At 69.0% G+C, this 7,458-nt stretch carries 7 protein-coding genes; 5 read left to right on the top strand and 2 right to left on the bottom strand.

The window, feature by feature from the left end:
• Positions 1-217 precede the first annotated feature (217 nt).
• The gene (locus tag FGX59_RS35515; protein WP_138473292.1) at positions 218-631 is read left to right on the top strand and encodes an MbcA/ParS/Xre antitoxin family protein; all 414 of its coding nucleotides are present in this window, start codon (positions 218-220) and stop codon (positions 629-631) included.
• A complete protein-coding gene (locus FGX59_RS35510) occupies positions 625-1,323 on the top strand; it encodes an RES family NAD+ phosphorylase (RefSeq protein WP_138473291.1) in 699 nt (232 codons plus the stop codon). Before FGX59_RS35515 ends, FGX59_RS35510 begins: the two co-directional genes overlap by 7 nt.
• Positions 1,324-1,440: 117 nt before the next feature.
• Here FGX59_RS35510 and FGX59_RS37970 read toward each other — a convergent pair whose 3' ends face one another.
• Positions 1,441-1,728 carry a hypothetical protein gene (locus tag FGX59_RS37970; RefSeq protein ID WP_171060995.1) on the bottom strand — a complete coding sequence of 96 codons (288 nt, stop codon included), beginning with the start codon at positions 1,726-1,728 and terminating at the stop codon, positions 1,441-1,443.
• A gap of 76 nt (positions 1,729-1,804) precedes the next feature.
• Here FGX59_RS37970 and FGX59_RS35505 point away from each other — a divergent pair, with 76 nt between their 5' ends.
• Positions 1,805-2,425 carry an exopolysaccharide biosynthesis protein gene (locus tag FGX59_RS35505; RefSeq protein ID WP_138473290.1) on the top strand — a complete coding sequence of 207 codons (621 nt, stop codon included), beginning with the start codon at positions 1,805-1,807 and terminating at the stop codon, positions 2,423-2,425.
• Between the two features lie 445 nt (positions 2,426-2,870).
• Positions 2,871-3,869 (top strand): hypothetical protein, encoded by a 999-nt coding sequence (locus tag FGX59_RS35500; protein ID WP_138473289.1) that lies wholly within the window; start codon positions 2,871-2,873, stop codon positions 3,867-3,869.
• A gap of 92 nt (positions 3,870-3,961) precedes the next feature.
• On the opposite strand, the gene FGX59_RS35495 is transcribed toward FGX59_RS35500, so the two are convergent.
• On the bottom strand, positions 3,962-4,918 hold the full coding sequence (locus FGX59_RS35495; RefSeq protein WP_138473288.1) for a ParB/RepB/Spo0J family partition protein: 957 nt from the start codon (positions 4,916-4,918) through the stop codon (positions 3,962-3,964).
• A gap of 884 nt (positions 4,919-5,802) precedes the next feature.
• On the opposite strand from FGX59_RS35495, the gene FGX59_RS35490 reads away from it, so the two are divergent.
• Positions 5,803-7,458, top strand: a 1,656-nt coding sequence (locus tag FGX59_RS35490) for an SWIM zinc finger domain-containing protein (protein WP_138473287.1), incomplete at its 3' end; no start/stop codon positions are given.

Below are 7,458 nucleotides of genomic sequence, written 5' to 3'. Positions count from 1 at the left end.
GCGCCCGGATCAGACAGGAGCGGCGCCAGCTGCCGCGCATGCACTTCGAGGATGTCGCGGATCGAAGCATAGGCAGCCACGATTTCTTCCGGGCAGAGGTGGCGACGAAGATGACTCGCCGGTGCCGACCATGGCGACTCTGCGTTGCGCGCCCGGCAAGCATCCTTGCCATTTGGCATACTTGTGCTAGATGTTTGCCAACATATCGGAGGCAAGCATGGAACTCCAACATCTCACCGCGACTCCGGCGCGGGCAGACTGCGCGGTGATCACCGATGACGAAGCCGGCGCGCTCGCCCGCACCACGATCAATCTGTTCCGGGCCTGGGGGCTGAGCGATGCTGAAGCGCGCACCCTGCTGGGTGGCATGGCGCCGCGCACCTGGGCGCGCTGGAAGGACGGCGATATCGGCCGGATCGACCGCGATCTGCGGATGCGCATGGCGCATCTGATCGGGGTCCACAAAGGCCTGCGCTACCTCTTCCGGGACGCGGCGCGCGGCTATGCCTGGATTCGCAAGCCCAATGCCGCCTTCGAGGGACGCTCGGCCCTCGACATCATGCTGCGCGGCGAACTCTCCGATCTTGCCGCGATGCGCGACTGGCTCAACGCGGAACGCGGCGCGTGGTGAGCGGAAAGGCCGTCCTGGTGCAGGTCAGCTGGCCGCAGACCTGGCGCATTATCCGCTCCATCTACCCGCCGATCGACCTGTTCGAGGACATCGCCGACCCCCATGACTGGGAGGCGCTGGTCTCGGTGGAAGCCAAGACCAATCCGCGCATCCGCGGCGAGGTCGGCGACCTCGGCAAGGTCCCCCCCGGGCGCCGGGTCGGCGGCCCCGGGGCCAGCTTGGTCATGGCGCCGTTCGTGCATTGCTCGACCGCGCGACCGGGGCGCTTCACCGATGGCAGCTACGGCCTCTACTATGCAGGCGATCGCGAGGACGTTGCGCTCGCAGAGACCATTCATCACCACGGCCGGTTCATGGCGGCTACCGGCGAGGCGCCCGGCTGGACATCGGATTTCCGCGTGCTGACCGGATCGATCGATCGCGCGCTCCACGACGTGACGGCAGTGCCCGATGCGCTGCACCCCACCGACTACGCCCCCTCGCAAGCCGAGGGCGCCGGTCTCCGGGCCGCCGGAAGCGACGGGCTCACCTGGGACAGCGTGCGCCAGCCCGGCGGAAGCTGCATCGGGGTGTTCTGGCCGGACGTGGTGACGGTCCCGGTCCAGGGGTCGCATTTCTGCTATCACTGGAATGGAGACCGCGTGGACTTCGTGAAGCGCTACGATACCGGAGAAGTCCTCGAGGTGCGCTGATGAGCCCGGGCCGGAGGGCTGCGGGGTCATCGACGGGATCGCCGACTTTTTCAACAGCTTCGATGCCAATGCCAGGCGGGCGTGCAACGCGGAGTCGCCGATGTCCGCAACTGCAAGTCATATCTGATGCCACCAATGTTCCGGGAGACGCGCCAGGGCCAGGCGGCGCGACAGCCAGCTCTCGCTGATCTCCAGACGCCTGGCCATGACGGACTGCCTGCCGCCGTAGTAGCGCCCCAGCGCAACGGCATAGCTGCACGCACGCTCGTAGTCGCTGATGTCCCGGCGGTGGCGGTTCTTTCGCAGCCGTCCCGCCACGGGCCGGAGCCGGCAGCGTGCGGACAGCCCCGGGAAAGGAACCCCTTCCGTCCGGAAGGTGGAAAACCGCCGTTCTCGCCGCAACATGCCGAAGGCGGCGCAGCGTGGTTGCAAATGGCGGCCCGACAGCTGATATGCGGGTCAACCGGACAAAAGGGCCCCTATGCAGCGCATCGACGAACCACACAGGCGACCCTCGCTGTCGATGCCGATCCTGCGCAATGCCCGACGCCAGCACGGCGAGGGCACGCTGACCCTCGGCAACCTGCTCTCGTCGCTGGGCGAGGCCTCCTTCGGCTGGGCGATCGTCGTCTTCTCGCTGCTCACCTTCCTGCCGCTGCCGCCGGGATCGTCGCTGATCACCGCTCTGCCCGTGCTGGTGACGACGGCCCAGATGGCGCTCGGCTTTCCCTCTGTAAGGCTGCCCGGCGTGCTGGCGCGGATCCGGCTCGACCCGGACAAGCTCAGGCGCGCCATCCTGCGCCTGAGGCCGGTGACGCGGCGCCTCGAGCGGGTACTGACGCCGCGCCATGGCCATCTGTTCACCCGCCGGAACGAACAGGTGCTGGGCGTGCTGTCCTTCGCGATCTCCGTCGCGCTCTTTCTGCCGGTGCCTTTCAGCGGCTGGTTCCCGGCGATCTCCCTCTTCGTGCTCGGCGTGGCGCTGGTGGAACGCGACGGGCTGGTGGCTGCCATCGGCCTGGGCCTAGGCGGCACCTCGGTGATCCTCACCGCGGCGATCCTGCTGTCGCTATCGGCGGGCGCGGAGGCGATCATCCAATGACCGCAGGCGGCCACCCGGCTGCATTCTTCCGGTCCTGCGTTCTGCCGATAAGCGGCGCGGCACACCGCGGGACTGGCCAAGACCGTGCCTGCGCCTTCCCGGTCCCCGCCCGCGCGCCGTTGGCAACCGGCGGCACCCTTCCGCCGGTTCAGGTAGCAGAGGGAGCTACCCGGATCGCGGCGGCGTCCAGTCCGGCAGAACCTGCGTCATGCGGCCCGCGCCGATATCCTCATTCCAGCCACCATGCCAGTCCGGCAACGATGTCACGTGCCGCGCACGGGGAGCATGGGCCCGGATATTTCTCGATACCGGTAATTGTCGCGAGATCCGGACAGTGCCTCCAGGAAACACCATCCGTTTTCCAATGGGTACGAGTCTCGCTCCCGATCCCCGGAAACTGGATACCAGTATCAGAGCCCCGCTCAGGATAGCGTAGCTCGCTTGCATGAACGCGACCCAAGATATCCAACCCGGGATTTCCGCCTGGCTTGGCCGCCCCGAGGTCCTCAGGGCCCATGGCAATCAACTTCAATCGAATACCGGCAACCGGGAGACGGCCAGGATAGTCGACGGCGATGCCTGCCTCCGGTTGCGCGAAGTCCTGGACGGGAATGGCAAGCAGGAGGTGGCCATCGACTGCCCGCTGCTCGCCCCCATCGCGCGGATACTCGAGCCGGCATGGCACGCTCAGGCCATCACGCCACTTGCGGACCTGCCGTTCAGCCAGCTTTGGCTATGCATCGGCAATTTCGGGATCGACGGCGCACGCAATGCCGGGAGGCTGGTTGCGGCGCTGCAAGACTTCCACGTCCTGAAGAAACCGATTGCGCTGGACGTGGCCGGAGGTCTGGCGGGCTTGTCCGTGCCAGCCTGCGGCGGCCCGAGCGCAATCTCGCACGGCACCGGGCGCGCCGAGACAAGGGATCATGCGTCCTGGCGACGGCCGCCTCCCGTCAGGAAACCTCCTGCTGACGGCGAGACCAGAGGTGGCGTGCCGCCATTGGTCTATTCCGCTGGGCTCGACGCCTATCCGGGATCCGCCCGGCTCGACGGCTTCCTGCAACCCGATGGCCGCATGGCAGACCATGGCAATGCCTGCGCCGATTGCTGCGGAAGAGCGGAGTTGATGATCGCCAACCGATACCGGCATTTCCTGCTCGAGCGCGGCGGACAGATCGACACCATCTTGTCCTGCAGTGATGCCGATCGGGCAGAAGCATTCATGGCAGATCAGCGGAAGAGACTGTGGCTCCTGGAGCAGGACCGCGAGCAGCCCGGGCTGGATGACATCGCAACGTCCATCCTGGGAAACGCAGCCAAGCGCGTCTCGGACTTGCTCAAAGATCTGGACGAGGCGCAGGCGACGAGGTTCGTCGCACGCGCGCCTTCCCCGTTGTGGAGGGGCGTGGATCCGCGCAATCGCCCCCTGATCATGCGACCATGAGGCACGGGCGGCTGATCCCTGAGCTATAATCGAATTAGATTTCTGGAATATCTTGCCACGTGGCAAGATATTCGAACAAAGACATGGGATGATCACTTTCCGCCGAAGCGGTCCCGGGCGAATGCCTCGATCGCCGCGTCGAAGTCCGTGCGCGAAATCCCCGCCGGAAACTCGAGTACCAGCCGCTGCCCCCTGGGGAACGCGGTGATGCCGGTCGCCGCGTCCGCTCCGTAGACCGTCCGGGCGGGAGGCTCCGCCTTGGGCGGATGCGCCGCCGCCTTCAGCGCATCCCGGACCTGAGATCCGGTCCGCGCGATCCCGCCGGCCTTGTCGGCCGCCAGGTCCCGCGCCGCGGCCAGAACCTTTTCTCTGCCGGCCGGGTCCGACAGGAGCGGCATCAGCTGCCGCGCATGTCCTTCGGCGAGATCATGGATCGAGCCGTAGGCCGCGACGATTTCCTCCGGAAGACGTGCCATTGCCAGGTGGCGCGACAGCCAGCTCTCGCCGATTTCCAGCCGCCTCGCCATGACGGACTGCCTGCCGCCGTAGTACCGCTCCAGCGCATCGGCATAGCTCTGCGACCGCTCGTAGTCGCTGATGTCCTGCCGGTCGCGGTTCTCGATGTCCGCGAGCCGGAACGCCTCCTCGTCGCCGAGATCCCGGAGCTCGATCAGGAACTGCATCTCCGGATGGCCATTTGCCCGCAGCCACGCGACCGCGAAATGCCGCCGCGCACCGCAGATCACCTCGTAGGCAATGCCCCCGCCATCCCGCACCTGCCGCACGATCGCGGGAAACTCCTGCCGGCCCTGCGCGCGGATTCCCGCGATGAGGTCGGCGCAGCTCGCCTCGTCGAGCAGATCGGGCCTGCGGTTGTGCCCCGCCCAGATCCGGCACGCAGCCGGATCGACCAGCAGGATGGACCCTGCCCCGGCCGCCGGAGACTTCCGTTTCCTGCGCCTGTCTGGCTCGGCGGCCTTTGCAACCTCCGGCTGCCCCTCCAGTCCGGACAGGAGGTCGCCGAACGCGGCATCCTTGCTCTTGCTCATGGCGGCTCTCCCTGTCGGCGATCCATCCGTACGGCTGACACGGCGACAGAGCCCGTGCGGACGGGTTCTTCGCGTTGCCAGCGGGCTGCAGGACGAATCAAGCCAAGTCGAAGCCAGTATCCAGAGAGTCGCAACTCCATGTCAACGCTACAGAAAAAGGTTTCCCGGGGTGCTTTTTTCTGCACCCGGGGCGCGGGACAATCCGCCCCCCGCTGCCAGGGAAGGAGCCAGCCACTACCCCTCTCCTGCACGGCGGAAAGCTCCATGGAAAGGACCAGACAGGGGGTGCCCATGGCGATCCGGCTGGCGGACGAGTTCGCCCGGCGCCATCGCGCGAGGCAGATCCTGTGCAATCGCGCCCCCGCGAAATCCGGCCGTCCAGTCGATCCCGAGCTGCTGCCCGAGCCGGTCCGGAAGGTTTCCCCGGGCTGCGCCCATCGCCTGTCCGATCCGCTGCGCCGCCGCGGAGACGACCTTGCCGTGCTGCTCCGGCGGCTCTGGGCTGCCGGACGCTTTCCGCCTGACCCGCAGCTTGCCTGGCCGGAGGCAAGGCCGGACGACTGGCCGAGGCGGCGCTCGGCCACCGCCCGCGAGCGGAACCCCGATCTTCCTCCTGACCCTCGAGACCGGGAGACCGGGCTACGCCCTCCCTGCGGTTGTCGGCGGCGGCCAACTTGCTTGACGGTGCCGGACAAGATGGTTGCCGCCCGCCACCCGCTCCTCCTCCCTCGGGCTGCCGCCTCCTTTTCCTCCCCGGGCGCAAGCAGACCCCCAGGACCCGTCGGCCTCCATCCCCAAAGGCCGGGTCCCGGCGGTCCGCCGATCCGATCTCGCGCTTGCGCCGTCCGGCCCCGGCGGGGAAAAGACGCCTGCAGGAGGTGCCCATGACGATCAGGCTGCAGGACCATTTCGACGCGGCGACGCTGCAGCGCGGCCTCGACTATGCACGGCGCGGACATGTCGTCTCGGTCGCACCCGCGCCGGACGGCACGCTCGAGGCAGAGGTCGCAAATGGCCGAGGCCGGAGCTACCTCCAGCAGATCCGCCTGGACCGCGGCCAGATCGAAGGCGGCTGCGCCTGCCCGGTGGGCTGGAACTGCAAGCATGTCGCCGCCGCCCTCGCGGTCTGGGCGGAGCAGAAGAGCGGCCGCCCGGCCCTCGCCCTGCCGGTCCAGGGCTGGCTCGGACGCATCCGGGAACTCGCTCCGGCGCCGCCCCCGCCCGAGGCGCGGGGCGAGGACTACCCGCCCGCGGTCAAGAACCGCCTGCTCTACGTGCTCGCCCCGGCCGGTCCGCAGGCCGCCTTCCGGATCGACACCTTCAAGGGGCGGATCAACGCCGCCGGGACCGCGCTCAACAAGTCCATCCGGCGCCATGACGCGATGCAGATCCTGCGCAATCCCGTTCCCGCCAAATTCGTCCGCCCCGCCGATCTCGAGCTGCTGCCCGAGCTGGCCCGGGCGCGGCTCTGGGAGAGCTCCCCGGGCCATGGCCATGGCTACGGCCTGCCCGACCTGCCGCACCCCCGCGGAGACGGCCTTGCCGCGCTGGTCGGGCGGCTCTGCGCCACCGGGCGCTTCCTGCATGACGCCCTTCCCGATGCGCAGCTTGCCTGGTCGGAGGACCGGCCGGAACCGCGGCTGGACTGGCGGATGGAGACCGACGGCAGCCAGCGGCTCGTCTTCGCCGGGAAGGACGGAGCGCCGCTCGACCTGCGCAGCCCCGGCGGGACGACGTTCTGGATCGATGCCGCCGCCGGACGGATCGGCTGCCTGGACCGGGCCATCCGGGACGAGGTGCTGCAGCTGGTGCAATCGAGCCCCCGCATTGCCCCCGAGGAGGCCGCCGCGCTCGGCGCGGCGCTGCCCGAGACCCTTGGCGGCACCGCCCTGCCCCGGCCCCGCACGGCGCGGCAGGCCCGGCGGGCGGCGCGGCGGCGCTTCGCCCGGCTCACCCTCGGCGCCGAGACCGCCCGCGAGGGCCGCCGCCGCTACGATCCCCAGGTCACCCTGCCGGTGCTGACGCTCCGCTTCGTCTATGACGGGCAGGAGGTCCGCGACAGCGACGGCGATGCCGATCCGCGCCTCGTGGAGGACGGCACGATCGTCACCCTCGCCCGCGACCATGGCTGGGAGGCCGCCTGCGCCATGCGGCTGATGCGGGCGGGCGCGCTGCCGGTGGAGGAGATGGAGCTGCACTGGCCCGGCGGCCGCATGGCCGAGTGCGATTTCGTCTTCGCCGAGGGAGAAATCAGCATGCATGTGGACGATGCCGGCCGCCACGGCGCGCTGGACTTCGCCTTCCGCGAGGTCCCCGCGCTCCGCCGCGACGGCTGGGAGGTGGTCGAGACCCGCAAATGGCCCTTCCGGCTGAGCCCGGACGAACCGGTGCTGTCGGTCGCGACCGGGACCGCGCCCGGCCCCGCCTTCCAGGGCAATGACTGGTTCTCGCTCGGCTTCCGCGCCGAGATCGGCGGGCAGGCGGTGGATGTCGCCCCGCTCATCGCCGCCTTCCTCGAACAGGCCCGCGGCGAGCCCGGC

The organism is Poseidonocella sp. HB161398 (assembly GCF_005870025.1).
In the GTDB taxonomy this organism is placed as follows: domain Bacteria; phylum Pseudomonadota; class Alphaproteobacteria; order Rhodobacterales; family Rhodobacteraceae; genus Mangrovicoccus.
The sequence above is the reverse complement of the archived record's forward strand: the minus strand, read 5'-3'. Positions and strand labels throughout refer to the sequence as shown.

What these genes read in the sequence shown, in the direction of transcription:
- FGX59_RS35495 (WP_138473288.1), bottom strand. Translation starts at nt 4,918, where the DNA reads ATGAGCAAGAGCAAGGATGCCGCGTTCGGCGACCTCCTGTCCGGACTG.
- FGX59_RS35515 (WP_138473292.1), top strand. Translation starts at nt 218, where the DNA reads ATGGAACTCCAACATCTCACCGCGACTCCGGCGCGGGCAGACTGCGCG.
- FGX59_RS37970 (WP_171060995.1), bottom strand. Translation starts at nt 1,728, where the DNA reads ATGTTGCGGCGAGAACGGCGGTTTTCCACCTTCCGGACGGAAGGGGTT.
- FGX59_RS35505 (WP_138473290.1), top strand. Translation starts at nt 1,805, where the DNA reads ATGCAGCGCATCGACGAACCACACAGGCGACCCTCGCTGTCGATGCCG.
- FGX59_RS35500 (WP_138473289.1), top strand. Translation starts at nt 2,871, where the DNA reads ATGAACGCGACCCAAGATATCCAACCCGGGATTTCCGCCTGGCTTGGC.